We start from the raw sequence: 26986 nt of genomic DNA, 5'->3' as shown, positions 1-26986 counted from the left end.
GCACGAGATGAGGACGGCGACGGTTTTCATGAGATTCATGTGAATACAATGGAGGGGTTCTGGTCGCTGTTGCGTTCCTGGTTGCGTCCTCATCGGGGTATATCACAAGAGAAGTTACCGCTGTATTTGGGTTTCTTCGAGTGCCTGCACAATATCAAGAAGCGCGGGAAAGCAGCTCTAACCGGTCTTCTGGGAGTGTTGTTTGGATAACTCCCCGGAATCCATTAAGAGCCAAAATAAAAAGCCGGTGATAATGGAACGATTCATTCTTATTCTTCCCTGATGTCCTGATCTTCATCTTATCCTACCTTCGGTGTCAGGGAGATGTCATAAATATAAGTCAACTGACGAATGTTGGAGAAATGTAAAAAACAGCTAACCTTGTCACAGTTTCTTGACCTTAGGTAAAAATACCTATTAAATCGGAGCCGTAATCAGATGGAACTCAAGGTATGTGATCAGAAGGGTTCAAGCTGAATCCCAAGACAGCCAGGCAGGCAGTCGAAGCAGTATAAATCCAAAAACAGAGCTGTATTCATCCATGACGAGTTTTTCCAGAATATTTCGCATTTTATGCCTGACATTACTGATGTCACCGGCAATAGTCAGAGCCGAAATCATCGCCACCATCCATGATACCCCGGTAGCTGAAAACACAGTCTCAGAGCAAGATGTACAGGAGACCCGTGAGAAAGTTCAGAAAATCAAACAACAGCTGAGCCAGTTGGAAAAATTAGAGGCCAAAAGCAAAGAGACCCCAAGCTCTGTCAGCTTTGACGAGCTGATTGGCGCCATGGACTTTATTGAATATACAGAAAAGCTGAAAAGCCTCAGGTTCAATCTGGCTTTTCGTGACTAAGTACTCTGCAGTATCCTCATTCTCCTCTTTTTTTCTTTTCTTTCAATAACATCCGTTAAAAGGCTTTGATCCCTGCCGATGGACATCTTCATGACTTGAAGAATTCAGGGGTGTGTTCTGTGGATATTCCAGGTAAAAAAACGGGCCGATTGTACCTGTCGCCCCCAAAACGGATCAGAATGCTGCAAATGCAGATAAAAAGTCCGGCCAATGGCAAAGTAAAAAAGTCCAGATCAAGGATGTTCCGGAAATAGTTATCAGAACCTCTGCTTCCGATGTCGATTCCGATTTTGATGAGCTTTCTGACTATTCTGTCTCCTCTTCCCCTTTAACCCCTGGCAATTACAGTGATACTGAGCTTTTTCCAGAAGATGATGTCTTCCAGCAACCCTCTCCATTGAATGAAACCGCTCATCTGGCAAAAAAAGTGCTGGGGCGAGGGCGATTTGCCACGGTGCATCGGGTTATTCAGGAAAAAAGTAAAGATAAACAAGAACACTTTGCCCTGAAACAGGCTCATTTGGGTGACGAGGGAGAAGTGGAGGCCAGGATTTTAAAGAAACTGGGAGATCATCCAAATATTGTCAAAAGTTATGGAATGGTAGAGGTCGATGGTGTCAGTGGGCTATTGACTGAGTTTGTTGATGGCCCTTCTCAAGATAGCGTGATGGTGGTTCTGGTTGATCTTTATGGGAGTGGCAGGCTCAGCAGTCAGGAATTTTTCAATGCTGTGGCGTATATGGAGTACGAGAAGTTTCAGGCACTTGATCACCTGCATAAGAAAGGCATTATCCATAACGACCTGAAACCCAATAACGCCATGATTGATTTAAAAACGGGCCACTTGAAACTGATTGACTTTGGTGGGGCCAAAGAAGAAGGTGAAAAAGCCAGTTATAGTCATGAAGACTACGCCTCTCCGGAGTTGTACCGGTCGGAACTGCTTAAGGAAGCCGTGGTGAAAGCCAGTTATGCGACGGATGCATTTGCTCAGGGACAACACCTCTACCGCGTTTTGAACAGTCCGGGCCAGCTCCATACCCACTCTTTTACCCATGGCGCAGAACCATGGGGTAAATATGCTCCCAATCAACGATCTGAATCGGCTTTTGAGGTGCTCAGGGCATTTCTTGATTACCAGAAGCCCAACGCTGATGGCAGTTACAAGCAGGCAATGGTTCCAGTGAGTCCTGAATTAACAGAGGATGATCTGGAAGCTGAGTCTGAACGTATGAAGTTGAAAGAAGTTAATCTCGATAGTCAGCTGACCTCCAGTGATGATATTCAAGGCATCATAAGGCTTCTGGATGGAGATTTGAGCGACAGTGACGTGCAAAAAATCAAAGGAATGTTGAAGGGTAAATTGTCCTCCAAAGACAGTGAGACCGCTAAAACACTGCTGGATGGGCCGCTCTCATTCCAGGATATCAAAGCCATCAAACGATTACTTTATAACAAATTAACAACGCCTGAGAGAGAGACGGTAGCCGGTCTGGGACACCTGATAGAATCTGCAGAAGAGATGAAGCGAAGTAAAAGCCAGATGATTGATATGATTAACAGCTTGTTGCATCCGGTTCCCGAACTGAGAATGACTCCAGAGCAGGCATTGAAGCATCCCTGGTTTACTGAGCGTACAATAGACAGGGAGCAAGCCTTAAGAACACTTCGTCAGGCCGTTGATTTTCAGAAAGGAGGTGAAGGCGATGAAAATAAGGGTTCTGTATGATGGCCTCTGTCCTCTGTGTGTCAAAGAAGTAGCTCGTTGGCGCAATGCCCGTTTCAGCAGTGAGGTTGAGTGGTTTGATATAACAGGTCAGGAGAAAGTACTGGAAGACTGGGGTATAGACCCACAAAAAGCCTTACTGGAATTACACACCATGACCGATAGCGGTCAGGTTTATACCAGTATCGACAGCTACGCTCTCCTGCTTAAAGAGTTACCCCGATGGTCATGGCTTGGACGTTTTATGAGCCTTCCCGGTCTGAAACAGTTTCTGAAATGGACCTATGACTGGATGACAAAGGTCCGCTTGAAGAAAGAAGGGCGCTGGCCTGGAAAATGTTCTTCTGATCGGTGTAAATAATCAGACCTGATCGTCTTTTCTGAATAACTTTCTGATTGAACCGGCTATCTCTCTGGCCACATTGCCCATTCCCGGTCGTTTGCCTTCCACAAAAGGAATTGGACGGCATTGTTCCATGGCCAAAAAACCTATTCGAGCTGTATATAAACCAATCCCTACACCTGTGGCAGCCTGTGTGCTGACAGTACCGATCAGTTTGCTTGAAGTCATGTCTGCCAGCTGGTCAGTGATCAGGTCAGTGCCTCCGGCCAGAGCCATCTGGGTCAGAATCATTTTCAAGAGTTTGATGCGGGCTGGCAGGGACGGGCGCAGGCCGTATACCTGACAGATTTCGTCCAGCATTTTCAGGCAGCGCCATCCGGACAGTAACATATCCAGAATAGCGACCGGACTCAGTGCCACCATCACAGCGGTTTGCTGGCTGTGTTTTGTTATTCTGGACAGAGCCTGCTGATCCAGTCGGGTCAGCAAGTGCTGATCAACATGTTTGAGCGTTTCGGCATCATCCGCATAATCAGGAAGGTTGCTCAGTGACTGATCAAGAAGATTCTGATGAGGCTTGTTCTGGTAAAGTTGTCTCAGTCTGCTGAGCCAGCCTTTGGCTTTCCCACTGGAGCGACTTTGGTAAATCCCTTCAGCGGCGGATTGCAGATGATCGACGCCTTTAAATTCTTTCTGATAACCAAAGTATTCCCAGCCTGCTTTACCCAATACCGCTATTAATCCAGCCACCAGAACACCAAAAATGGCCGCCAGTGACCAGTGGGATTGATAAAGGAAGTGGAAGAATTCCACCGTTTGCCAGGTTGCCAGAATGGCTACCAACGCCAGTACCCCTTTAGCCGCACGACTGATAAAGCGTAAAGGTTTTAGTGAAAGTGAGGGATCACTTAGTAATGGCAGGTCGCGTTCTTCGCTGAGAGCATCAGGGGTTTCCAGTTTTATTTCCTGATCCAGGGGAATGAAGTAATCATCTTTCTGTTCAGGGGCAGGCTTAGACGGGTCAATGGTGCTCATAAAAATTTATCTCCCAGCAGGTCATTCAGAACACTGTCCAGACGGATATGGGGCAAACGACTGCCGTTGTGCAGATCGAGCCCGCCGGGTGGCAGCAGTCTTCTGAGTTGCCATGATTTACTGTTCTTCCAGTAGTCACTGTCAGGGTATTTTTCCGGCAGGGGTGGGTGCATCAGAAGGCCGGGGCCGTCTTCTGTGTTGCCTTTCAGTACTTTTTGCCCCTGATGGTCGGTATAAGATGTGGAGCGGACAGAGGCAATGGCTTCGCAGCGGATATCCACTTCATTAAAGGTGGCCTGACGTTGGGACTCTCTCACCAGTGAGGCAGTGAGTGAACGAACCTGTTCATGCTGATCCGGTAAAACCTGATCAATCTTGCTAGCGGCAAACACGATTCGGTCAACGCGGGGTTGGATCAGTCGTCGGATCAGACTGTTGCTGCCGTATTCAAAGCTCTGCAATACCTGGGTAAGAGAGAGTCTCAGATTATCCAGAGCTTCTTGACCCTGATTAAGACTGCGGAGTACATCAATCAGCACCAGTTGGCGGTCAACACGTTGAAACGTGTTTTTATAGAAAGGTTTCACCCACTGGTTCAGATAGTGTTGATAGTTTTTCTCACAGATTCTGTACAGGGCGTTATCAGGCGCATTGGCTTTTTCTTCATCGCTCGGTTCCAAAAGTGTAGGCAGAGGTATGAAGGGGAATGCACTCTCAGGACTGTCAGGGGCAATATGCAGAAGCCTGCCGGGTTGAATCAGGCTCATTCCCTGCTGCTGGCAGCGTTTCAGAAAATCGAGCTGCTGCTGCCATAGAGCGTTAAGAGTAAAGTCATCAACGGGCTCAAGTGGATTCAGTGTTTGAAGCTTTTGAACAAAAGGATCTTCAAGCAGAGAAGAAGAGAGCTGCCGGTTTTGCTGGCACCAGTCGAGATAGCTCATTTCCAGAAGAGGGAGGTCCAGCAGCCACTCGCCAGGGTAATCGTGTATTTCCAGAAACAGACGGCCGACACCGGGCTTTTTTCCGGGTATGAAATGGCTGCGAGCCCGGTATTTGATTTCCAGCAGGCAACCGGACTCCTGTCGGGTGGCACTGGGCCATGTTTCGCGATCAAGTGCATTAGCACCTTCCTGATAGGGAAACAGCGGCAAATCTCTTAGAGGAGACAGCTCAACACCCAGTAAACGGTCCTGCAGTGCGGGTGGCAGAGCTGTCAAAGCGGCATCAGGGTAGTAGCGCAGCTGATGAATCAGACTGGTGATCATGGTGGTTTTACCACTGCCGCTGAATCCGGTGATCCCCAGACAGATTCTTCTGTCCAGTAAACGGTCCATACCTGAAACTAGAGAGTCAGCTGTGTTTGCAGCCAGGTCTTTGGCCTTTTTACGAGTATTTTTAAGTGACGCTTTAATTGAGTGACTTCGCACTATGATGGTCTGCCAGTACGCCTGTTGTTATAAAGATAGTGCTGTCGAGAAGGTCTTTTTTCAAGTGCCAGGTCACCAGATGGCAAGAGTTATGGGCGCTACAAGAGAGCGTGCTCAACGTTGTGACCACCCTGAAATCGTCCATTCGAACGATTAACCAAAACGCCATTCGATTCACAGTATGCCCCAATGCGCGGCGTGTAGTCGTTGAACAAGAATGATAAGAGGGTCGCTGGGGATGGAGTTCGCTTTCACCGATGAACAGGAAATGATCCGGGATTCAGCCGAAAGTTTTCTTCAGGACGTTTCCACTTCCGAAGCCGTTCGGTCCGCCATGGTGACTGAATCCGGTTTTGATTCTGCATTGTGGCAACGTATCTGTTCAGAGATGTACTGGCAGGCTTTAACCATTCCGGAAGAGTATGGTGGTCTTGGGCTTGGTTATGTTGAGCTGACCATACTGCTGGAAGAGATGGGGCGCAGGCTGCTTTGCTCACCTTTCTTCTCTACCGTTGGGCTGGGTGTTAATGCCTTGCTGGTAGCCGGTAATGAAGAGCAGAAACAACAATGGTTACCACAGATTGCAGAAGGCAGTCTGACTGCCACTCTGGCTTATACCTCCAGTAATCGTTGGGATGCTGACTCTGTGGGTGTGATCGCTACAGAAGAAGGTGAAGGCTTCGTGCTCTCGGGTACCTATAAATATGTTCCCGATGGTCATACCTCCGGTCTCTTAATTGTTGCCGCCCGAAATCCAAATACTCAGGGTCAGCAAGGGATCAGTCTGTTTGCCCTGCCTGCGGACTCCGAAGGTGTCAGTCGTAAATGGACACCGACCATGGATCAGACCCGCAAGCAGGCCGAAGTTTCACTCGATAATGTGTTTATCAGTGCTGACGCTTTGCTGGGCAAAGCCGGTGAAGGCTGGTCAGATCTTGAGAAAATCCTGCAGTTGGCCGCCGTTGCCGTGTCTGCTGAACAGTGCGGCGGTGCAAGACAGGCTCTGGACCTGACCGTTGAATACACTCAGGAGCGCGTTCAGTTTGGCCGAACCATTGCCAGCTTTCAGGCCATCAAACATCGTGCAGCGGATATGATGCTGCAAGTTGAGTGCTCTCGATCCGCAATCTATTACGCAGCCTGTGTTGCTCAGGAAGCTGTGTTTGGTGGTGTCGTTGGAGACGAACTGCCCGTTGCCTCTGCTTTGGCCAAAGCCTATTGCTCCGACGCCTTTTTCCACTGCGCCGCAGAATCCATCCAGCTTCATGGTGGTGTTGGCTTTACCTGGGAATACGACCCCCATCTTTACTTCAAGCGGGCAAAGTCTACCGAAACATTCCTGGGCAATGGCGCCTATCACCGCGAAAAGATTGCTCAGGCAATCCTCTAAGTTCTGGAGAGGTATAAACAATGAAAATCAGCTTCAGTTCTGAAGACGAACAGTTTCGCGAAGAGATAGCCTCCTGGCTGAAAGAAAATCTGACCGGTGAATTCGAGCAGCTCCGCCACCGGGGTGGACCTGGCGATGAACATATGTTCCCGGAAGAAAGAAAAGTTTGGGAGCAGCACATGGCCAAGGCAGGATGGACCTGTCCCGGCTGGCCAGAAGAATACGGTGGCCGCGGGCTGTCCATCAACCAGCAGGTGATCTTCCATGAAGAATACGCCCGTGTGGGTGGTCCGGGTCATATGGGGCACATTGGTGAAGGTCTGGCAGGACCTACCATTATTGCCTTTGGTACCGAGGAACAGAAAAAGAGATTCCTGCCCGGTATTGTTGATGGCACTGAGTACTGGTGTCAGGGCTACTCTGAGCCCAGCGCTGGTTCTGACCTGGCCAACGTAAAAACCAAAGCGGTTCTGGATGAAGCCAGTGGCAAATGGCGCATCAATGGCCAGAAAGTCTGGACCTCGCTGGCTCATGAATCGGACTGGTGTTTTGTGATCGCCAGAACCGAACCGGGCAGTCAGGGCCACAAAGGGCTCTCTTTCCTGCTGGTGTCTATGGACCAGCCCAATATCGAAGTGCGTCCTATTGAACAGCTGACGGGTACTTCCGAGTTTAACGAAGTCTTCTTTGACGATGCTGTGACCGACGCTGCCAATATTGTTGGCAAACCAGGAGATGGCTGGAAGATCGCTATGGCGCTGCTGGGCTTTGAGCGCGGTGTTTCCACCCTGGGTCAGCAGATGCACTTCCAGAATGAGCTGGATGAAGTCATCAACATTTCCAAAGAGAATGGCGCTGCTGAAGATCCGGCCATACGACAGCGCATTGCTGATGCCTGGATGGGTCTGCGGATCATGCGTTACAACTCTTTGAGAATGCTTTCCGGTCCACAGGGTGGCAGCCTTCAGAAAGAAGCCATGATCTACAAGCTTTACTGGGCTACCTGGCATTCCGATCTGGGCAAACTGGCTATGGATGTTCGGGGTGCTGACTCTGAAGTTCTGCCTGAAGGCCCTTATGAACTGGACCGTCTCCAGTCCATGTACCTGTTTACCCGCTCAGACACCATTTACGGTGGCACTAACGAAATTCAGCGTAACATCATTGCCGAGCGTGCTCTGGGAATGCCCAAGGAACCCAAAGGCCGGTAGAGAGTGTTAGTGCAGCTAAGCGCTAAACCCCATACCGTTCGCACTGAGCCTGTTGAAGTGCATTACCAGAATCCTTCGACAAGCTCAGGATGAACGGAGTATGTATGAGCATTAACGCTTGGCAGTACTAGTGGTCAGTTAACAGTTTAAGAATAAACAGTAGGTAGAGCGGAATTGTTGAAAGGTCTTGTTTGCATGCATGGTATGGAAACGAGACTGATAAAAAGCGCTGCTACCTTCCAAAAAAGAATAATGAAAGGAGTGGATCACAGATGCTGATTCCTGAGTACGTCAAAGGACACAATCTGCTGGCGGGCAAGTCAGTATTGATCACTGCAGCCGCCGGTGCAGGTATTGGTTATGCCGCGGCTATCAAGGCGGCTGAAGAAGGTTGCCGCGCTTTGATGATCAGTGATATACACGATGGTCGTCTGAAAGAAGCGGCTGAAAAGATCAAGGACGAAACCGGGCTGGAAGAAGTTTATACCCAGGTTTGCAATGTTACTGTAGAAGACGATGTACAGACACTGGTGAGTGTGGCTGAAGAACAGCTCGGCGGTGTGGATGTCCTGATCAATAACGCAGGTCTGGGTGGTTCCAAGCTGCTGGTGGAAATGGAAGACAAAGAGTGGAACCGTGTTCTGGACGTTACTCTGACCGGAACCATGCGTATGACCCGTGCCATGCTGCCAAAAATGATGGAGCGCAAGGCCGGAGCCATTGTTAACAACGCTTCTGTTCTTGGCTGGAGAGCCCAGAAAGAACAGGCTCACTACGCTGCTGCCAAAGCCGGAGTTATGGCGCTGACTCGTTGTTCTGCGGTTGAAGCGGCAGAACACGGTATTCGCATCAATGCCGTCAGCCCCAGTATTGCACTGCATGACTTCCTTAAAAAGTCTGCACCTCAGGATCTGTTGGATCAGCTGGCTTCCAGAGAAGCTTTCGGCCGTGCCGCAGAAGTCTGGGAAATCGCCAACATTATGATGTTCCTGGCCAGTGATTACAGTTCTTATCTGGCCGGTGAAGTGATTTCAGCCAGCAGTCAGAGGGCGTAACAGTCATGAGCCAAAAACAAGCGACAACCGTATTCAAATCCCCCCTGGACATGAAAGACAAGGTCGGTGAAGTACTGGGTACCAGCGACTGGCTGAAAATCGATCAGGAACGGATCAATCTGTTTGCAGAAGCTACCGGCGACCATCAGTGGATTCATGTTGATCCGGTTAAAGCCAAAGACGGACCTTTTGGTGCCTGCATTGCTCACGGTTACCTGACCTTGTCTCTGGTCAATCTATTCCTGCCTGACATTGTTGATGTCCAGGGGATAAAAATGGGTGTTAACTATGGCTGCGATAAAGTGCGCTTCCCCAATACTGTAAAAGTCGGTTCTCGTGTACGCGGGGTTGGAGAGTTGGTGCAGGTGGAAGAAGTGAAAGGCGGTATCCAGTCCACTGTTCGTGTCACAGTCGAGGTAGAAGGTGAAGACCGACCCGCCTGTGTTGTGGATACCATCTCCCGCTACTATCCAGAATAAAGACGCCAGAATAACCCAACCAGAATAACGAAAAGCGATCAAGGAGCCTGATATGAAAGAAGCCGTTATAGTATCCACCGCACGTACCGCCATTGGTAAAGCTTTTCGTGGAGCTTTCAATGATACCGAAGCACCTGCTATGGGTGGCCATGTAGTTCGTGAAGCAGTAGAAAGAGCGGGCATTGAGCCTGGCGAAGTGGACGATGTACTGATGGGAGCTGCGGCCCAGCAGGGTACTCAATCGTATAATCTTGGTCGTTTATGTGCCGTAGCCGGTGGTTTGCCAGATTCGGTTTCCGGTATGGCCATGGAGCGTCAGTGCTCTTCCGGTCTCATGACCATTGCCACTGCAGCCAAAAGCATCATGTGCGATGAGATTGATGTGGCCGTTGCCGGTGGTCTGGAGTCTATTTCTCTGGTTCAGAACAAGCACAAGAATGTTTACCGTAACCAGTCAAAGCTGGTGCTGGAGCAGGACGCTACGGCTTATATTCCTATGATTGAAACCGGTGAGATTGTAGCTGACCGCTATGGCATCTCCCGTGAAGCTCAGGATGAATACAGTTACCAGAGTCAGATGCGCACTGCCCAGGCTCAGCGTGACGGTCTGTTCGCCAAGGAAATTGTTCCCATGACCACCACGAAAGCGGTGTTCAACAGGGAAACCAAAGAGACAACCTTCGAGCAGGTGACTCTGGGTGCTGATGAGTGTAATCGTCCCAGCGCAACACTTGAAAGCCTGAGTGGTCTGCAGCCAGTCTTCAAAGACGGTCAGTGGGTGAAAGAAGGTCGTTTCATCACTGCGGGTAATGCTTCCCAGCTGTCTGACGGTGCATCTGCTTCGGTTCTGATGAGCAGTACTCTGGCCGAGCAGAAAGGGCTTGATCCTCTGGGTATCTACCGTGGTCTGGCGGTATCCGGGTGCAGTGCCGATGAAATGGGTATTGGTCCTGTGTTTGCCATTCCCAAGCTGCTGAAGCGTAATGGTTTGAAAATGGACGACATTGGTCTTTGGGAGCTGAACGAAGCGTTTGCTTCCCAGGTTCTGTACTGCCAGGACAAGCTGGGTATTCCCAATGAAAACCTGAACGTCAATGGTGGTGCTATTTCCATCGGTCACCCATTCGGTATGTCCGGTGCCCGTATGGTGGGTCACGCGCTGCTGGAAGGTAAGCGTCGCGGTGTGAAGTATGTAGTCGTCACCATGTGCATTGGTGGTGGTATGGGTGCTGCGGGATTGTTTGAAGTCGTTTAATCATCCCGTATTGTGGAGGCATTACAGCCTCCACAATTATTTTGCATATTACTTTTCTTGGCCTGCTTGCTGTTGATATTGTGTATATAGAGGCACAATTATTGGTGATGCTCCAACTCTCATGCAGCTATTTTGCACAAACTCTCTCCAGTATGGCCATACATGATATGCTACATTATGCTTTGAAAACTCAGCAATTTGCTCTTGGTCTAACTCCTCATTTGAAGCATATTCAACACTATATGAAGCTTCAATTTCCGATTTGATGAATTCTTCATCTTGTTGATCCTGCTCTGGATCAACTAGCCTTAAGCCTACCTCATATATAAATTTGTATAAAAAGACGACATTGCCATTATCATCTTCAGATTGGAATTGGTTGCATTCTCGAACATACCTATATGATTGCGTCGAATAAGCTGCTTCGAAGTTATCGTCCACTTCTGTAATATAATTATCGCAGAACTCAACGCTGCTTCTGTATAAAAATACTCCGCCAAGCGTTAGCTTGCTACCTGCTTTATTCAAAATTTCCTGTTTCATTCTGATGCAAATCTTAAATCTCTGGTTTCTTGAAAAACTTGCTTTTGGCTGTACGCCTTTCGCTTTAAGGGGCGTACATTTGTGAAACACTCCTCATCTTCCCAACCAGATTTACTCATTGGATGGCAATCTGAGTTATTCAAATTGAAATTAGGTTCTATATTCAAAACAAAGCAGATATCGGAAAGAGTCTTTAGTGTCATATTTCTTGCTCCACTCAAAATTTGAGTGACGAAAGACTTTGATTTCCCCAGTCTCTTTGCTAAGTCAGACTTAGTCATGCCTGAGCCTTCCATGGCAACTAGAAGGTCTTCCGTTACGTTCATGATTAAATCTTCTTGAGCACAGATGCGTTGATTGTGGTCAGACTTATTAACCCAATCTTCAAGATACTTCGTCATTCTTATCTCCTTGCTCAATTATTTCCCAGTTATCACAAACTCTTCTAGTATCACTATCTTTCAACTTCTGAAAATCTTTATAAATATAATGGCTAATGTAATAAGTATCAGGGTGTTTTTTTGAGAGCCAAAGGTAAGCTCTTATGGGTATTTTTTTTAGTGCCCTGAAGCGGCTACCGTCTGGTAGAGAACCTTCTCTTGGAAAACTGCTGCTAGAGAGGGGCTCTCCTTTCCCTAGCCTTTCAATTAAGCTTCGCATGCGTGCTTTATACCTTGTACGCATACTCTTATGCTTTTTCAGAGCTTCATCAAAACTCTCCTTTGCGCCTTTACAGTGAAGAATTTTGTAACGAGATCCATGATAGTCTTCCATACGAGCACGAACTATAAGTTAATATATATGTAAACCTCAATACCATTGCAACTCAAAGAGTGAAAAAAATGTAGCAGTTCACATAAAAAAATATATTTTTCTTTTTCTTTCAGTGAGTTAGGGGTGGTAAAGTACTTCTATGATATTTTATCATAAAATACGTATTTTTCTTGTATAAGTGCTGAGTAGGTTTAGAAAAGAGAATTATGAAAAAGTTTATAACTCATTGTTATCTATGGTTTTTCTTGTCCTTTCTAGATTGTTATTAATATTAGAGATTTGTTCATCACTTTGAATGACAGGTTATCATAGGTGGTGGTTTCTTTTGGCACAGGTATTTCATGCACACTAAATAGCTGGCTTCTAGATTCTTTTATTTATCAGGTTCCAATCAGTACCCACCATAGCAATCCGGTAGATGAAAATAATAATGCCCGCTATGGAAATCACCAGTCCGATCTTCATCCATTCCTCGATCGTATGATAACCGTAGCCCATTAGCAAAAGGTTTCTGGCATGGCTGTAGGTGATCAGGTTACAGCTAATGTTGGTGATAACGGCAACAGCCAGCACAGAGAGCATTGGATCAACATTCAGGCAATGAGTGCACCCACAAATAATTAGAGACAGGTTAAACACACAAGCCTGTCGAAGGATGCAGGTAATGCACTTCGACAGGCTCAGTGCGAACGGTATGGGGTGCACTAGTCAGTTATTGGTGACTAATTTTGGAACAATGGCCCCTTTATGTTGTATCACTGCCGCTGCGAGACGATTGCCTCTTTCGCATGATGCAATGAGACTCCCTCCGGCCAGATAACTTGAGAGAAATCCTCCATTAAAGGCATCTCCGGCAGAAGTGGTATCAACAACGGTTTCAACAGGGGCGGCTTTGATTGCGACAGGAGTGGTGTTGCAGGCTTCAGCCGCCAGACAGCCTCTGGCTCCTGTTTTGACAATGACCTTGTTGACGCCAGACTTGAGCAGGCGCTCAAGGGTGTCTTCAGGTGTTTTGTCGTCCCAGATGACCTGCTCATCATCGAAAGTCACTAATGCCAGGTCCGTGTTCGAATACATGTTCAGATAACAGTTTTTAACCGTATTCAGTCCATCATCCTGAGGCCATAATGCTGCTCTGAAATTACTATCAAATACAATTTCGATACCTTTCCTTTTTAGATCTGATAGCAGAGACATCAGCTTGTAACGATCCTGTTCAGGAAGGATAGCCAGACTGATCCCGCTGATGAATATAAGATCAAAGTCTTTTAATTGCTGCTGAATCAAATGGAAGTCAGGGTGTTGCAATAAATAATGTGCAGGTGACTGATCGCGCCAGTAAAGAAAGGTTCTTTCGCCCTGGTCATCCACTTGTATTAAATAGATGCCCGGTGTTCTGGTGTTGTCACGAAGTACCAGGCGGGTATCAATGCCTTCATCCTGCCAGCGAGTGAGCATGCCATTGCTGACTGGATCAGAACCCAGAGCCGTAATATAGGAAGTTTCAATTGCCGTTTCTGGCGAGTTAAGAGAACAGCTTCGGCTCAGATAAACCGCAGTATTGAGAGTGTCGCCACCAAAGCTCTGATGCATCGGGCCAAAAAGAGAACCATTGAGCTCTATCATGCATTCGCCAATGATGGCCGCTTTTATTTTTTTTATTTTTAAATGAGAATTTATTTTCATTTTAGTGCTTAAGTGGCTTACTGCGAGGGGTTCGCTCATCAATTAGAGAGTTCAGCTTTTCAGAAAGCATAGCTTCAAGATTTCGAAAAACCTATCTGCTCTACATGGCTTTTTTATGTATGAGAGATTTTATGAGTTTCATAGTTCTGCCGCCTCCTCCTCATGCTCATCAGCAGTCTCGTTAATACTTCCCATCCCTAATGTAGCTGAGTGCAGGCGATCAAAGTTGACCCTGGATGGAGGCCTGTTCCGTGAAAGTTTTTAGAGGGTCTGATGACTGGCAGTCCTTCAGAGCTGTAGGGTGCTGGCTTGGTTCGGGTTGTTGCAGGATCAGGCTTAAGAAAGTGTAAGTGACCAGATGTACTGACCATAGAGTATGTTGGAACAAGCACAATCTGCCCTGATGCAGAATAACCAACGGATGAGTCGAATATTCCGAACAAGTGATGGTTATGGACTTTTAATGGCTGCTACAGAGTGATTTGCCCAGAGAAATAAATAGTGCATGAGAGGCCAGTAGCATTGGCTTCTTCAACGGCTTTTGGGAGTTCATCGGATGAGGCTGAGATTAAACATAAACAGGTACTTAAGGCTAATGTGTCGATGTTAGTGTTGTTGTGGTTAGAAGGGTACTCTGTACCCTCTCCAATGGGGTGTGCTACTGAACTCATGAAAAATGGATAGCTAATGAGCATTGATGCGGCTGTGGAAAGCAGGCTTTCTGCTTTTGCCTGCTGTGATGGTGCGGTGGTCGTTAAGAGCCAAAAGATGGCTGGAATCAGCGGGGATGATTTTAAATTCATGCTGCATTGAATGGTCGTTCAAATGAAATAAGAGATAACTATAGTTGCCAATAGCGGACATCGCTGGAATAGGTTTGAAAATTAAAATTAATCTACTAATTGTTTTGATCCAGAGTTTCACTCGTCGCTTTTTCAAAGCAGTTGCAATAAACTGAAGTTCGACTCTGGGGCTTGGTATTCAAAGCCGCACGATCAACGGGTGGAGAATAAAAACAATGATAGACACCAAAGTTATAAAATCGGTTCTGGAAAAATACGTTGAACTGGTGGATGCAGGAGACATCGACGGCATTCTGGCGTTGTACGACGCGAATGCAGTGGTTGAAGATCCTGTGGGCAGTGATCCTCACGTGGGTATCAAGGCGATTGAAGATTTCTACCGCAACGGTCTGGGTCAGGCTGAAGCTTCTGCCAACCTGATTGGTCCGGTCAGAACCACCAGTGCCAATGAAGGCGCCATGGCCTTCCAGGTGAAAATCAAGATGGAAGGCATGAAGATGCTGATCGACACTTTGGATGTTATGGAGCTGAACGACGAAGGCAAAGTGACTTCCATGAAAGCTTACTGGAGCTATGAAGACAATGTTAAGAGCACTGAGGTGGAGCAACTGGCATGACTCTGGAAGAACGTATTCAACGTCTGGAAGATATCGAAGCTATCCGCATGCTCAAGCATCGCTATCTGAATGCCTGTGACACCAAACAGGTGAAAAGGGTTCGGGATTGCTTCGCAGAGGGTGAAATTCTCATTGATTATGGCCCGGTGGGTGTTTTCAAAGACCGTGACCAGTTTGCCGAATTGTTCAGGGTGATGGCCTGCCACAATCATGTAGTGGATCTTCATCATGGTTCTAATCCGGAAATCAAGATAGAAGGTGACACAGCTCTGGCTCGCTGGGCGCTGTTTTACTTCAATATTGATGCCCGGTCAGGGGCTACCAAGCAGCTGGGCGGTATCTATGAAGATGAGTACCAGCGTATAGAAGGCGAATGGAAAATCGTTCGCACTACCTTCAAGGCTCATTCAGTCCACAATACTGAAAAATCCGAGTGACCTGTCAGGGGTGATGGTATGCCATCACCTCTTTTCAAAACCTCTCTGTTGCAGATCCAGCCAAACCTTCTCTTCCTTTCGTCGATAAATACTCTTGGTATTGTGAATCTATCAAGACTATGACTACTGGCCCCCATGGCACCAGCGTCACCCGTTCGGACATTCGACAGCAAATGTCGGTGGTGACTCGTGCCCGGGATAAAGGGCGGGTCCATGTCTGTAGGATGAAAGGGCGGCTGGTGGTGAAGGAAGTCCCCAGACGAGCGCTGTTGACCCGTTTCTGGCTGTGGCTGAAAGGCGCAAAGGCAGATAAGGAGTTCCGGGCCTCTGTGGTCTGGGCTCTGGCAGACAGCCAGACCGACAAGGAGCTGAAAAGGCAGATTCTGGACTGTATTGCGGGTGAGGTGATGCCCTGTTTCAGTCGTAAGGAAGCCGGTGATCTGCGTAGAAAAAAAGGTGATCTTTTTCGTTTCGCCAATATTTCCGGTGTTAATCCCGCAGCGCCCTTACTTTCAAGATCCGATGCACCCAGAAAACAGGAAGGCGGAACTTTCTTCGTCAAGGATGAGAAAGAACGCCAGGCCGTCATGGAGCACTACCGGAAAAATGGTTATCCAGGTGACACAGCCTATATAGGCAAACCTTCCGACTTTGATCATGATGATCTGGTGAGACGAGTCTCTTGCCTGGAAGGGGCTGGTATTGAATCGCGACCAGGCCGTTTGTTTGGTCAGGAGCCCGTAACCCTGGTACTAGACTTTGCCAATATGTCCCCGGGCCAGATTGCTTCCCTCAATGAACTGTTTGATCGTCCTCCCCGGTATCAGGGACGACGCCTCGGCGATAATGTGGCTCTGGTCTGTCTGGTTAAGCAGGAAATGCTGGCCGGGGGCAAAGAAAATCCTGGGCCTGACAGTTGGCGGCGGCTCGATGCACTGGGCGTAAAGGGTATTCCGGAAGTGGAAAAAAAGCTTCTGGGAGATCAGGAACTGATAGACAGTCTGAGCCTCAGCGAAGACGAAGATGAATTTGTCACAGCTCCGGCAACAACAGCCGGTGCCCAGAAGTTAGACTTTTATGGTCAGGCGGGCAGCTGGCAAAGTCAGCTCTATGGTGGTTTTCAGATCTCTTCAGAAGGCCGGCTGCATTTCAGCGATGGCATATTGTCCAGGCTGGATCGCAGGGGAAGTCTTCTGGAACTGGTGAATGCGCCCAAGGATGATCCCGAGTTTATGAGGTCTCTGGCAAAAGCAGTCAGGGACGGAGGCTACTGGGCCAATGGGCAGTGGGTCACTATTCCTGTTGATATCCAGTTTCAGTTCAGCAATACCAGTCATGATGATATCAACCAGAAGTTGTCAAAGCTCACACCGGCTGAACCACAACAGGCTTTTGCCAGTCTGAATGCCGATAACTTTGACAATGTTGTCGCCAATATCTCCCTGCAGGATGGTCAGTTCAAAGAGAATGATACCCTGACGGAGTTGCTGAAAGGCGGTAAAGCCTTACTGGTGACCGGCAAATTGCTGGAATCACAGTGGGTAAGGTTGATCAATCGTCTTGAGCAGCTTAAACCTGGCCCGGCTTTAATGATTGATCCTCGTGTCAGGCAGCCAGAGGCGCTGGCCTTGAAGCCCTTTGTCAGAAAGCCGCAGTTGTCGCCTGGTGTCAAACTGGTTCAGCAGATCAGCGACGAAGAGACATCGGACAAAACTGTCTTTGAGTACGAAATAACTGCTCGTACTGCCCCTCAAACCCTGCTGAACGTTGTTTCAATGACGAGTCTGCAGGCGATGTCTTTTAATCAGAAACTGACCCCTCTGATGGAGGCTTTGCAAAAAGGCCAGCCGATACGGTTGTACGGTCTGGAAACCAATCCAGCAGTGGCACGGTTACTGGAGCCTCTGCTTTCTCCCCAGGCCAGCCTTTTTGTTGCAGGTAACTCTATTGCTTTGCCAGAAGTGAATCTGACCTGTGTTGTCGGCCGGGGGAAAAAACTGGAAGGGCTTTGGCAGCAATTGCCATTACCCAAAGCCGCCCCTACTCCAGTCGTCAATCTTGATTGGCTCAAGTCAGTGGAACTGCATGGGCAGATAGAATTGGGAACACTTCAGCAAGTCAACCAGTTGCTGGTCAGCCTGGGCTCCATCCCGCGAAGTAAAAGTAAAATTTATCCAGGAAGCCCCCAGACCCTGAGCCAGACGTTGTTGAAAAAGCTGCTGGCACAAGTCGAAATGGAAAGACATTCCGATGGTGCCGAAGAGGTTGGCCCATATCACTGGCAAAAGGCCCTTAATGATGTGGTGGCAAAAGAATATCGGGGTGATCCTCTGGCTTATGGCTTTGTGAAAAGCCAGATTGTTCGCTGCTTCCCCGACCCGGTCATGCCCGGTCGTGTCAATGTGACTGCCGTCAGCCAGTGGCTTAAAGATCAGCCCAAAATAAACAGGGAAGTTATCCAGCAACATTACTGGGAACTGGCCCGACATTTCAGCCCTCCCAGCTGTACTGTCCCTGAGAGTATGGGGCAGGTAACTGCTGATGGAGTGGAGCAACTGGTCCATCTTCTGGTGCAGTCAGTCCCTGAAGTTGAAAAGGTCAGCCTGGCCGGGCAGTTGGGTTGCACTGTGCAGATTATTGAACCGTTCCTTGCCGTTAATGATGAGCAGTATCGAAGGACTTACAATGCCCTGATGGTGGCGGGTCATGAGAGAAGGTTAAAAAAGGAGCCTGTTCACGAGCAGGCGCTGCTTTTCTCAAGGCAACTGGATCAACTGGGCAAGCCCCTGGATCGTCTGGAAGTCCTGTCCGTTTTAAGCCATTACCTGTCACCGGAATTACTGGAGCATGACTTCAGTGATCTGGCCGAGGCATTCTGTTCAGGACAAACCAGCAAGCTCAGGCAAATGCGCAGAGTGGTTAGGTTGGTGCAAAAGCTGGCAGCCAATCCGCTGTTGATGATTAAGGGGGAAGCAGGAACAGGTAAAACTTATACGGCTGATGCTGCTGCTCGACTCTATGCTCCAGGAAAAGAGCCGATCGTGATTTCTCTGAGTCCTGAACATACCCAGGAGGAGTTGTTTGGTCGTCAGGTAATGAAGGCCAATGAAGTTCGATTGAAGAAAGAACAGTTAGTCTTCAGCCCTTCACCTGATGCCACCTGGCAAACCCTCTGTCAGCTGACCAAAGTTCCCCTGAATTCCGGGGAAGTCAAAATTACTTTTGATCAGGAGACTTGTGACAGCCTGAAGAAAGTCATGGAAGAAAAGGAGTTTCATGAACTTCTGGAAGCTTTTCAGGACAGTCAGAGTGTCTTCCAGCCTGGTCCGATTCTGGAATGGGCGAGGATGAAGGATCCACCGGTGCTGATTCTGGATGAAGCCAATCTGGTGAAACAGGGAGTATTACAGCCTCTGGCAGGCCTGAAGAAAAAGCCTCCGGAGCTGTTTATTTTTGGCGAGCGGATTGAGCTGACGGATCGTCACCGGGTGATCATGACAGGTAATCCTGAGTCGTATGATGGTCGGGTGATGGATCGCAGAATCAGGGAAGAAGCGGTCACTCTGTACTATCGAAAGATTCCTTCTGCAGTCCTGGCGGAATCTGTCTTTGCTCCAGGGTTGCCAGAAGCATGGTCACCCGAACTGAAAAAACACGCCACAACGGTAGGTTTGAAGATCTATCAGGCCTATCACAAAGTATTGCCCGATCACACGTTTGGGCCCAGGGATCTCAAAGATATTCTGGCCCGAATAGAAGGTTATGTAGCTGGAGTAGATGACCTTTCACAAGCACAGGTCAATGCCATTTTGTGGCAGGCGATTTCCGACACCCTGGCTGGTGAAGTCAAACCGGATCAGGCTCGGAACGCCATGGCGCTTGATCATTGGTTCCACGCTCATTACGTTTGCGACAGCACGCCTGTGGATGCCAGAAAGGTGGCGTTTGAAGGTTTTTATCTTGCCCTGATACGATCTAATCCAAGGGATGATTTTGATTACGACGTACCTTCTGTACGACAGCTGGCGATGAAAGTCTGGCTGGATCTTGAAAAGACGGGTGGTAAGCATGCCCTGGTCATAGAAGGTGAGGCCGGGCGGGGTAAGGATGTATTACTGGATCGTCTTTTACCCGCCTGGATCGAATCCCATGGCAAGGCCCGCAGCATCAACAGAATAAACGCCAGTCCGGAGAATTGGGATGAGATCAAAAGATTAGCCAGAAAAGCTATGGAAGAAGGCTCAGTACTGGTTATCAGTGAACTGAATACTTTGCCCAGTCGCTACCTCGAAGGCTTGTTTAACGAAGTCCTGAACGGGGAGGCAGTGGAAGGATTCAAGCTGCTCGCCACGATCAATCCCGCCAGCTACAGTGGCCGTGAAGAGTTGTCCAGTGCCATGGAGAGCCGATGCACTCTGGCCAGAATTGGCCAGTTTACAGAAGCAGAGCTGAAAGGCCTGATGCATCGGCGCAGTGGCTTTACCCGGTCGTTCAGTGGCTTTACCCGGTCGTTCAGTGACTGGCTGGTGAGCAAACATTGTCACTTAAACAGGGAGCTGGAGTCGTACGGCGCTTCTGTGAAATTGCCTTTAGTCAAGCTGCTCGATGCTGCAAAGGCTTTGAAATCAGTGCCCGGTTTTCAAAGAGAAGAGGCTTTTGAGGCAGAGTATGGATTAGCCCGAATGGCTCTGAGCTATCAGAAAGCTCATCACGCAAAAGTGCAGGAAGAGAAAGGGAGTGCACAGAGACAGGAAAGGGAAAGGAAGTTATCTCGAATCATTAATCAAGACAGTTCTGATCCCGTCTGCATTACTTTGACCGACCCTGATCAAGCCGGGATATTCTCCTTTGCGAATGGGACTTTATTATTGCCCGATCAGGAGGATATGCCCGCCCTGGTAGCCTCTGCCATGAAGCTTTTACATCCGGATGAACAGGCAGAGGTCGCTGTTGAAAAGATACAGAGCAGGCTGGATGACATAGAAAAAGAAGAAAAGCTCGAAGCAGAAGCCATGACGGATCCGGTTGATGAAACGGATGAAGGACAGGCAGGCAGTGGCGGTGGGATGCTAAGCAGCATGTATAAGTTCTTCTCCGTAAAACGACTGGTGTCTATTGTCTCAATACTCCCCTTAGGCAAGGTTTTGAAAGTGCTTCTTGTTTTACCTCTTGGCAAGATGGCTTCGCTACTGGGCTACATTCCGTTTGAAAAAGCGCTCTGGCTACTGGGCAAGTTGCCTCTGGATAAGCTGGTGGGCGCACTGAAGTATCTCCCCTATGAAAGAATGATTGATATGGCATCACGACTGCCATTGGACAAACTGATTTCAGCCGCTTCTCATTTACCCCTGGATCGAATGGCTGGCTGGCTGGGTGGAGTATCTGCCTATCGATAAGCTGGTGGGAGTGGCAGAGAATATCGATCTTGATCGTTTTGCCGGTGCTTTTGAAAACATTGATCCATCCCGTTTTGAAAAGCTGGCAGAGAACCTGTCTGCGGATAAACTGAAAACCCTTACCCAGGGCTTTGATTCCAGCACTTTTGAAAGGCTGGCGGAAAAAGTCCCCAAGGAAAAACTGGACTCCCTCAAGGCCAAATTCGAGGCTGGTGATAAGAGGGATCTCCTGGAGCGTATTGCTAACCGCCTGGATACGGTGGGCAGTCTCAAGAGTGAGAATCAGTCTGATGAGTCTGAACCTGAAGAAACCGTAGTCTTCAGGGCTGTGGAGCATACTGAAACTCCCTCTGTTCAGCGAGGGGATAGCAGGCCGCCTATTGAGACTTTTCTGGCACGTGCTGGAGTAGAAGAATCAGAACTATCGGGCTTAGACTCAAGCAAGTTATTCAAAGCTCTCAAATCTGCGAATGAAACCGAAGCTGAAGCCCTGTTTGAAAGGCTTAGCTTTTCTCAACTGAATAACCTGACAATTTTTCGTTTTCCTCCAGGAGTAAAGAAAAAACTCCTGGAAGCACACCGTAACAAGGTATTGAATGAACCTGATGTCAGTAAAAGACAACAACTTGTGACTGGAGCAGGCAGTCCCGTTACTCGAATGACTTTCAGAGCGATGAAAGCCAGGACAGAAATGAAACAGTATGGTGGGCCGAACACTAAGCTGCCCAATCTGTACATGGGAGGGATTCAGAAGAGTACCCCGGTTACTGAAATTTTGTCCTGGTATGTTCAGGAAGTACCAGGCAATGTAGTAGCGGTATTACCTGATGAGGGTGTAAGAGCACTTTTTGAACTGCTTTCAGATCATCTAAGTGATTCTGACGCTGATGGTGAGGAGCTGGTCAGGTTTATGGGGTGTTTTAAGGCTCTCTCGACTGACATAGCCAAGTTGGTAAATGATTCTCCTCATGAACTCAATACCCTGTTGCTGTTGAATGGATTTAAAGATTTGTATGACCAGGGGAAACTATCTTACGAGGCCTATAGCAAGATTCTGTATATGTCGATTGCCCAGAAACCTCAGGTAGAGCCTATGCTGGCAATCCATCTCATTCCTGATCTGTTGAAGCACCCTGTACACAGCCGTTGGGCTACAGAAACTTTGGAGGCTCTATACAGCGGGGACATTTCGGTTGAAAGAACGGTCCCGACTGCTTTTCCAGGTGATCTTGTCATAGAACAGGCTTCAGTCCCGGAACTCTTTTCCATACCGTCGATTGATGCCATGTTGGGCAAAAGAACCATTCAGGATGACTGGGTGGATTATGATAGCGGCAGTCCCATAGATATTGGCAGGCTTACCCGAAGAGTGGCTCCCTATGAACTCCAGGAGGGAGGTGAAGATAGACCGCTATTGGTCATGGTGGCCCAGAAGGGAGAACTGGAAGTGATTTTATCGGAAGTGTTGGACGATTTTCCGGAACTGTTGATGCCAGGAACGAAAGGGAAATCTGTTCAGGTTCTTTACTCGATTTTTGTGCACTCATTGCTCAGCTATCAGGGTAAGATTAATCTGCAAGCGATCATTCCCCAAAAGCTGAATGCGCCTGGTTATCTTGCTTCGCGTTTAAAGTCTGGGCAGGAAGGGCATCTTCATGCCGGTCGCTATGGAGCTGATGGCGCTAAAATTGCGCTTCTGGGACGAGTCCACAGCAAAGACTTTGTCAGGGATCAAAATGGCAAAAATTACTATAAGCTCGATCCTGCAAGGGTGATGGATACCATCGATGAACCAGAGGCAACCTTTGTTGACCGGGATTTGATGAAACAATATGTGGCAGAGTTCTGTCAGCAAATTACCTCAGAGTTTATGTACGAAAGAGTGTTTGGAGTGAAAAAGTAGAATTGGGGAAGAAGGGCAGAGCCCTTCTTCTATTGAGTGTTCATGGCCGGATTTGCAGGTTGGCCGGTTTCATAAAAAGATTTCAGATTGCCCGCAATCTTTTTCACCATGCCTTTGACAATCAGTCGGAACAATAGACGGTCGATCAGTTTGCCAAAAAGCCCGCCACCCAGTTCATAGGTCATGGTGGTGGTCATTTCAGTCTGATCACCCACAGCTTTGATCTTGTATCGAAAGTTGGCTTCCTTGAAAGGAGGCGCTACCTTGTCACCTTTGTGCAGGCGCATAATGAATCCCTGCTGCTCCTGCCAGTGAATCACTGTTTCATCCAGATATTGGCCGTTCTTCTGATACACCCTGCGGCTGGCTCCAACACCCTCTGAAGGACCCTCATGCAGTTCACAGTGAGTCAGGTTGGGTACATAGTTGGGCGACAGTGTGTAGTCTTTCAATTTGTCCCAGGATTGCTCCAGAGGCAGGTTGATCATGACTTGAGTGCTGATCTCAGAGCTCATTTTCAGCCCTCCGTATTGGCCGCATCAAGAAATGCCGGACGTTCACCACCACCGTGAACAGTGACATCAGCGCCACTGACGTAAGACGACAGTGAAGAGGCCAGATAAAGGCAGGTGTCGCCTATATCAGAAGGGTTGGCCAGACGCTGCAATGGAACCGTTGAAGCCACACTGGCAATGCCGTCATCGTCGCCATAATGGAGGTGGGATTGTTCTGTCAGAATCATACCGGCAATCACGGCATTCACCCGGACTTTAGGTGCCCATTCAACAGCCAGTGAGGTGGTGAGGTTCAGCAAGCCTGCTTTGGCAGCACCATAAGCGGCGGTGCCTGGAGAAGGTCGTTTGGCGCTGACACTGCAAATGTTAACGATGGAGCCACCGCTTTCCTGCTTTTGCATGACGGTATTGGCTATCTGGCAAAGATTCAGGGGAGCAATCAGGTTCAGGCGAAGAATCGCTTCAGAAAAGCGGGGTGATACGGTGGCTGCATCGGCATGGGGAGCACCGCCGGCATTGTTGACCAGAGCATCTAAACGGCCAAATCGTTCAACCGTGGCGTCAACCAGCTGTTGAGCCTGTTCGACATCACGAACGTCACAGGAAAAGAATACCGCTTTCCTGCCGTTATGCTCAGGCATATCTTCGGGTTCGCTGCGACCACAGATGACCACGTCGGCACCCTGCTCAAGAAAACGCTCACTGATGCCCTTGCCAGCGCCTTTGCCACCCCCGGTTACCAGCACCACTTTGCCTGTGAAATCCAATGGGTTCTGCATCTTCGCCTCTTATTCTATTTATTGTGTTAAATGATATTGGCTTTTATGAGGCGATGTTAACCACTGCCTGTAAAGCTGTATTAGTTCAAGTGGACGATTTAAGGCTACTTCAACAATAGAGTGGGCTCTATGAATACTTAGGAAATGGATGTGATTTGAATTGATTTGTTGTGTTGTTTGATGTTTTAAGGTGAAAGATAATTTTAATGCTCATTCAAAAAAGCTTGACTATATTCCCCTTAATTTGCGTGGCATCACTCATTTCTGTTTCCTGTCGTAGTTAACATCAGGTTGTTGTATGTCTATGTTTAAGAGACTGGCTGTCCTGGCGATGTTTGCCATTCCGGTTGGGGGGCATGCTGTCCCGATTGGGTTCTCAAAAGACACGAATCCCGTTGAAGCTGTAAAAGACTTTATCCATGAGCAAGAGCCATCTAGGAAAGTCCTGAGTGGGCAAACCTTTTTACCTGAAAAAGTGATTATTTTTGGAGACAGTCTGTCAGAAATAGGGAATACGCAATTGTTGCTTAAAACTCTGGCGGGTGAGGAAACACCGGGAGTCATCTTCAAACCCCTGAATAAAAATGAAAAATTCCAAAAACTCTTGAGTTATCTGAATCTTTCTATTTCAGCTGTCGAGAATCTGGAAGACAAAATAGCCAGGTTCTTTATCCGCATTATTGATTTCTTTGTGGATATACCCGTTTATCCGGATCACTATTACTACAACGGTCCTGACGGCAAGGGGTTTGGACGATTCAGCAATGGTCCCAACTGGTCAGAGTGGCTGGGATACATGATTCTTGGCAATCAGGTTCAGTTACCCGAGGTTTACGTTAACCGGGCTTATGGAGGTAGCTGGGCTTCCAGGCTGGGGCAGCAGAAAATTGACTGGACCTGGAATCTCAGAAAACTCAAGGCATCCATCGTAGAGTTTGTTAATGGCAAGTTATTGCCGCCTAATATGCACTCTATTGTCAGCGCGTATATCGACTTGGAACACCCTGCATCAGAGGGTGGAGAGTTGATTGCTGTATTCTATGGTGCGAACGATTACATGAATAATGATTACCTGGCAAAACCAGGAAAGTTCCCTCCAAGAATCACTCCTGAAAGTACGGTCAATGACATTAATCATGAGCTGGTTCGGCTGGCAGATTGGGCCAGTAAAGCGCCTCAAGGAGCACCTGAGTCTTTTATCTATATAGCCAACCTTCCCAGGATGAGTATTGCGCCCAGATATCGGTCCGGTGGCAAGAAAGGACAGGGAAAATATGTCGATGCAGATGTTCTGGAACACAACCGTTTATTAAAGGCTGCTTTTGATAAGCTGGTGGCCAATCCTGCTTATCATGGAAAGGTTAATTTTCGATTCGTTGATACCTTCTCGATTTTTGAGCGGCTTTATGCGGGCAGCACGGTTTCAAATAAAGTCGATGCCTGCTATCCCAACGATATGCTTTCATCGGCTCTTCTGATGGAAAATATTCATCAGAAAAGTACGGTTAAACCCTGTGCGTCTGATAAACAGGATGACTATTTCTTCTGGGATGTGGTGCATCCGACACGTGTAGTTTATGCCAGTCTGGCCAGTGAAATCTGCAAGATTGTTAATGCAGATATCCAGGCTTCCTGTTTTACACCCAGTCCAGACGATAATGCTGCTTATCCAAGGCCTGCATTTAATCCTTAGGAATAGTCCTAAACAGCTTCCTTTTTTGAACCCTACTCAAACCCGTTCGGGCTGAGTTTGTCGAAGTCCAATGCCACGACCCTTCGACAAGCTCAGGGTGAACGGAGTCCGTATGTAAACCGGGAATTTATTTCGAGACGAGTCCTTAATTCTTAAACGCTTGTACAGCTCTCAGGTCTTTGGGTGGTAGAAGACTGTTCAGTCATCCAAAGACCTTCCCAGAGCTGTGAAGTCAGTTCTTTGAGTTGGAAAAGAAAACTTCCTGTTTTTTATGAGGTCCCCGGTCACCTTCAAGCTGGACTCGCCTGAGACCCTGTTCATTGGATAACTTTTCTACCATCTGGCGGTTGAAAAGGCTGTTATTGGTGTCCTGCAGGTAATCCGATATGGGCGTCCAACGGGCATCTTCAATTTCGTTTTTATCCTGTATTGAAATGATGTCGGTGACCGCCTTTAAACGACAAATAATATACATGTTGGATTTGCCAAATCGATACGGATGCTTTGTCGTAATACCAACGATGCTTTCAAAGTCACTCTCAATGCCGGTCTCTTCCAAAACCTCTCGCTGAATAGCCGATTCTATGGGTTCTCCCAGGTCAATATGGCCGCCAGGCAGTTTATAGCCATTCATGCCATGTTCCTTAACAAGCAGAACTTCGTGGGAGCTGTTGACGATCAAGGCTCCAGCACCAAGGGTATGAGTAGGGATGAAAGGGACAAAAACGTTGCTGACATTTTTGTAGACCAGCGTGATTTCTGTCTCAAGGCAGTTATGGAATTTAAAACCTTCCCTGGTGCAGGGTTCAATCAGGTGTGACTGATGAATAGGCAGGGTCAGCCATATCAGGTTCTTTTCTGTGTTTTGTGCAAAGGTAATAATTTCAACCAGTGAGGTATGAAATGTATTACTGCAATCACTGACAGAGCCACTCTCGATAATAATACCGTTAAATTTGTCCTGTACGAACTCCATTGAAAGACACTCACTGCTTTATTGTGAGGTTGAATCTCTATAAAAGCAGCGCCGAAGTCAATGTCTCCTGATATTCAGAAACCG

General features: G+C 47.9%; 24 protein-coding genes and 1 pseudogene. 15 read left to right on the top strand and 10 right to left on the bottom strand.

The window, feature by feature from the left end; genetic code table 11:
* From WG89_RS29395 to WG89_RS13860, 4 genes and pseudogenes are all read left to right on the top strand, one after another.
* A pseudogene (locus tag WG89_RS29395) lies at positions 1-210 on the top strand (hypothetical protein); the annotation flags it as partial.
* A 379-nt stretch (positions 211-589) separates the two neighbouring features.
* On the top strand, positions 590-859 hold the full coding sequence (locus WG89_RS13870; RefSeq protein ID WP_062267083.1) for a hypothetical protein: 270 nt from the start codon (positions 590-592) through the stop codon (positions 857-859).
* 397 nt (positions 860-1256) lie between these two features.
* Positions 1257-2588: a serine/threonine-protein kinase gene (locus WG89_RS13865; protein ID WP_062267081.1), complete on the top strand. Its 1332-nt coding sequence runs from the start codon at positions 1257-1259 to the stop codon at positions 2586-2588.
* On the top strand, positions 2566-2946 hold the full coding sequence (locus WG89_RS13860; RefSeq protein WP_062267079.1) for a thiol-disulfide oxidoreductase DCC family protein: 381 nt from the start codon (positions 2566-2568) through the stop codon (positions 2944-2946). Before WG89_RS13865 ends, WG89_RS13860 begins: the two co-directional genes overlap by 23 nt.
* Here WG89_RS13860 and WG89_RS13855 read toward each other — a convergent pair whose 3' ends face one another.
* Positions 2947-3963 (bottom strand): TIGR01620 family protein, encoded by a 1017-nt coding sequence (locus tag WG89_RS13855; RefSeq protein ID WP_062267078.1) that lies wholly within the window; start codon positions 3961-3963, stop codon positions 2947-2949.
* Positions 3960-5297: a YcjX family protein gene (locus WG89_RS13850; protein WP_153301597.1), complete on the bottom strand. Its 1338-nt coding sequence runs from the start codon at positions 5295-5297 to the stop codon at positions 3960-3962. The genes WG89_RS13855 and WG89_RS13850 overlap by 4 nt, the downstream gene beginning before the upstream one ends.
* 331 nt (positions 5298-5628) lie before the next feature.
* Between WG89_RS13850 and WG89_RS13845 the strand changes: the two genes are divergently transcribed.
* From WG89_RS13845 to WG89_RS13825, 5 genes are all read left to right on the top strand, one after another.
* Positions 5629-6780, top strand: a complete 1152-nt coding sequence (locus tag WG89_RS13845; protein WP_062267075.1) for an acyl-CoA dehydrogenase family protein — start codon at positions 5629-5631, stop codon at positions 6778-6780.
* A 20-nt stretch (positions 6781-6800) separates the two neighbouring features.
* On the top strand, positions 6801-7991 hold the full coding sequence (locus WG89_RS13840) for an acyl-CoA dehydrogenase family protein (RefSeq protein ID WP_062267072.1): 1191 nt from the start codon (positions 6801-6803) through the stop codon (positions 7989-7991).
* A gap of 272 nt (positions 7992-8263) precedes the next feature.
* Positions 8264-9046, top strand: a complete 783-nt coding sequence (locus WG89_RS13835; RefSeq protein ID WP_062267070.1) for an SDR family oxidoreductase — start codon at positions 8264-8266, stop codon at positions 9044-9046.
* A gap of 5 nt (positions 9047-9051) precedes the next feature.
* On the top strand, positions 9052-9525 hold the full coding sequence (locus tag WG89_RS13830; RefSeq protein WP_062267067.1) for a MaoC family dehydratase: 474 nt from the start codon (positions 9052-9054) through the stop codon (positions 9523-9525).
* Between the two features lie 52 nt (positions 9526-9577).
* Positions 9578-10780 (top strand): acetyl-CoA C-acyltransferase, encoded by a 1203-nt coding sequence (locus WG89_RS13825; RefSeq protein WP_062267065.1) that lies wholly within the window; start codon positions 9578-9580, stop codon positions 10778-10780.
* 48 nt (positions 10781-10828) lie between these two features.
* Here the strand turns inward: WG89_RS13825 and WG89_RS13820 are convergent, their stop codons facing one another.
* The 5 genes from WG89_RS13820 to WG89_RS13800 form a co-directional block, all read right to left on the bottom strand.
* Entirely contained in the window at positions 10829-11323 is a 495-nt protein-coding gene (locus WG89_RS13820; RefSeq protein WP_062267063.1) for a hypothetical protein, read from the bottom strand.
* Entirely contained in the window at positions 11320-11724 is a 405-nt protein-coding gene (locus tag WG89_RS13815; protein WP_062267061.1) for a helix-turn-helix transcriptional regulator, read from the bottom strand. The genes WG89_RS13820 and WG89_RS13815 overlap by 4 nt, the downstream gene beginning before the upstream one ends.
* Positions 11708-12097, bottom strand: a complete 390-nt coding sequence (locus WG89_RS13810; protein ID WP_062267059.1) for a hypothetical protein — start codon at positions 12095-12097, stop codon at positions 11708-11710. The genes WG89_RS13815 and WG89_RS13810 overlap by 17 nt, the downstream gene beginning before the upstream one ends.
* Positions 12098-12460: 363 nt before the next feature.
* Positions 12461-12679 (bottom strand): anion permease, encoded by a 219-nt coding sequence (locus tag WG89_RS13805; RefSeq protein WP_062267057.1) that lies wholly within the window; start codon positions 12677-12679, stop codon positions 12461-12463.
* Between the two features lie 126 nt (positions 12680-12805).
* A complete protein-coding gene (locus tag WG89_RS13800) occupies positions 12806-13783 on the bottom strand; it encodes a sugar kinase (RefSeq protein WP_216638486.1) in 978 nt (325 codons plus the stop codon).
* A 687-nt stretch (positions 13784-14470) separates the two neighbouring features.
* Between WG89_RS13800 and WG89_RS32715 the strand changes: the two genes are divergently transcribed.
* The 5 genes from WG89_RS32715 (at position 14471) to WG89_RS13780 (ending at position 22939) form a co-directional block, all read left to right on the top strand.
* Positions 14471-14596: a hypothetical protein gene (locus WG89_RS32715; protein WP_281177697.1), complete on the top strand. Its 126-nt coding sequence runs from the start codon at positions 14471-14473 to the stop codon at positions 14594-14596.
* Positions 14597-14801: 205 nt separating this feature from the next.
* Positions 14802-15203 carry a nuclear transport factor 2 family protein gene (locus WG89_RS13795; protein WP_062267054.1) on the top strand — a complete coding sequence of 134 codons (402 nt, stop codon included), beginning with the start codon at positions 14802-14804 and terminating at the stop codon, positions 15201-15203.
* Positions 15200-15640, top strand: coding sequence for a nuclear transport factor 2 family protein (locus WG89_RS13790; protein ID WP_062267052.1), 441 nt, complete (start codon positions 15200-15202; stop codon positions 15638-15640). The genes WG89_RS13795 and WG89_RS13790 overlap by 4 nt, the downstream gene beginning before the upstream one ends.
* Before the next feature lie 119 nt (positions 15641-15759).
* Positions 15760-21036, top strand: a complete 5277-nt coding sequence (locus WG89_RS13785) for a TniB family NTP-binding protein (protein WP_153301596.1) — start codon at positions 15760-15762, stop codon at positions 21034-21036.
* Positions 21014-22939, top strand: coding sequence for a hypothetical protein (locus WG89_RS13780; protein ID WP_062267048.1), 1926 nt, complete (start codon positions 21014-21016; stop codon positions 22937-22939). Before WG89_RS13785 ends, WG89_RS13780 begins: the two co-directional genes overlap by 23 nt.
* 29 nt (positions 22940-22968) lie before the next feature.
* Here WG89_RS13780 and WG89_RS13775 read toward each other — a convergent pair whose 3' ends face one another.
* Both WG89_RS13775 and WG89_RS13770 read right to left on the bottom strand, forming a co-directional pair.
* A complete protein-coding gene (locus WG89_RS13775; protein WP_062267046.1) occupies positions 22969-23454 on the bottom strand; it encodes an SRPBCC family protein in 486 nt (161 codons plus the stop codon).
* Positions 23455-23456: 2 nt separating this feature from the next.
* Positions 23457-24233, bottom strand: a complete 777-nt coding sequence (locus tag WG89_RS13770; RefSeq protein WP_062267044.1) for an SDR family oxidoreductase — start codon at positions 24231-24233, stop codon at positions 23457-23459.
* A gap of 298 nt (positions 24234-24531) precedes the next feature.
* On the opposite strand from WG89_RS13770, the gene WG89_RS13765 reads away from it, so the two are divergent.
* Positions 24532-25926 (top strand): SGNH/GDSL hydrolase family protein, encoded by a 1395-nt coding sequence (locus tag WG89_RS13765; protein WP_062267042.1) that lies wholly within the window; start codon positions 24532-24534, stop codon positions 25924-25926.
* A 232-nt stretch (positions 25927-26158) separates the two neighbouring features.
* Here WG89_RS13765 and WG89_RS13760 read toward each other — a convergent pair whose 3' ends face one another.
* On the bottom strand, positions 26159-26902 hold the full coding sequence (locus WG89_RS13760) for an NUDIX hydrolase (protein ID WP_062267040.1): 744 nt from the start codon (positions 26900-26902) through the stop codon (positions 26159-26161).
* Between the last annotated feature and the right edge of the window lie 84 nt (positions 26903-26986).

Origin of the sequence: Endozoicomonas arenosclerae, from assembly GCF_001562015.1 — a bacterium.
In the GTDB taxonomy this organism is placed as follows: Bacteria; Pseudomonadota; Gammaproteobacteria; order Pseudomonadales; family Endozoicomonadaceae; genus Endozoicomonas_A; species Endozoicomonas_A arenosclerae.
The sequence above is the reverse complement of the archived record's forward strand: the minus strand, read 5'-3'. Positions and strand labels throughout refer to the sequence as shown.